The 1,229-nt window shown below is 60.7% G+C and carries 1 protein-coding gene; it reads right to left on the reverse strand.

What is annotated here, in order from left to right; all coding sequences use genetic code 11:
* Nucleotides 1–862, reverse strand: an 862-nt coding sequence (locus tag HMPREF2879_RS09030; protein WP_070635391.1) for a multidrug transporter, incomplete at its 3' end; no start/stop codon positions are given.
* Nucleotides 863–1,229 lie beyond the last annotated feature (367 nt).

Consider the following 1,229-nt stretch of genomic DNA (forward strand, 5'->3'; position numbering starts at 1 on the left):
GCTGCGACTGGTACTTGCGGATGAGCGGCATCTGGTACTGAGCTTCCAGGTCGTAGAGCTGCTTGCTCATGCCGACCTGCTGGTTACATTCGGCCTGGATGGTGGCGATGCGAATCTCTTCTTCGGAGGCGGGCTTGTTGAATCCGTCGTTCTTGCTCAGCTGCTCAGCCAGCGGGGTTTCCTCGGCGACGGAGCCTGCCGAGCGAGGGGTGAGGCCGCGGTCTGAGACGCACTGCTTCCACTTCTCTTCGAGCTCGCGGTGCAGTTTGCTACCGTAAACGGCATTGCCCGCGTCGGTGGAGATACGACTGTATGTGGACTGCACGTCATTCTCGAGCCTCTTGCCTTCGGGCACCGCGGCCTCCAGGGTCTCGCGGGCCTTGTCATGACATTCGGTGCGAAGCTGCTCCTCGGGGCTCAAGCTCTCCGGTGAGCTAAAGGAGATGGGGGCGGCGTTGGGGTCTCGCTTCTGGAATCCGTACTTCTGGGCGTACTCGACGTTCCAGGGACCGTACTTTCGGCCCGGATCGCCACTCGGCGCGCTTTCAGATTGGGGAGCTTGGTCGGGGTCGGTGTAGCTCTGCCCGTGTTCGGCGTAGCACTGCTTCATGGCAATCTTAAAGGCCGTGTATTCGTAATGAGTGCCCCCCTCGTAGTGGGAGTAATCGTCCAGGGGCATCTTCACGATGTCCTGTTCCGCGTCAAAGATGGCGTGGACACTTTCGTCACGTTCCAGCGGCGGGTTAAAGAGCGAGCACGCGCTCAGCGGGAGCACGCCGATGGCCAGCAGGGCGCCCGTGGTGAGCAGGCGGCGGCTCATGCCAGTGCGAGGGGCGGTGGTGCGGCGGGTGAGGGATTTCATCGTTGAACACCTTTCATAAGAGTGAGTTGTTCACCACATTACACTTTTTGCTCCTTGCCGCGCCCGAATTTCGGGGGGTGCAGCAAAAATTTTTGCGCGCCCACTCATCTGCCGAGAGCTGCAGCCTCTGCGGGAATATCCTCGCGGGTGCGGGCTACCCGCCGAGCCTGTGTCTCGGGTGGCCCGCACCATTACCGGTCTTTCCCCGGCATCAAAATTCGGTTTTAAAATCCGACGTCAAAACCGGTCGTGGACGCTCGGGTTACTGGTGCTCCTGAACGTACTGCTTGAACTTCTCGTCGCGGTCGCGGTCGGCTTGGCGCTCCTGTTCAAGCTGCGACTGGTACTTGCGGATGAGCGGCATCTG

Source organism: Rothia sp. HMSC069C04, from assembly GCF_001812895.1.
Taxonomy (GTDB): Bacteria; Actinomycetota; Actinomycetes; order Actinomycetales; family Micrococcaceae; genus Rothia.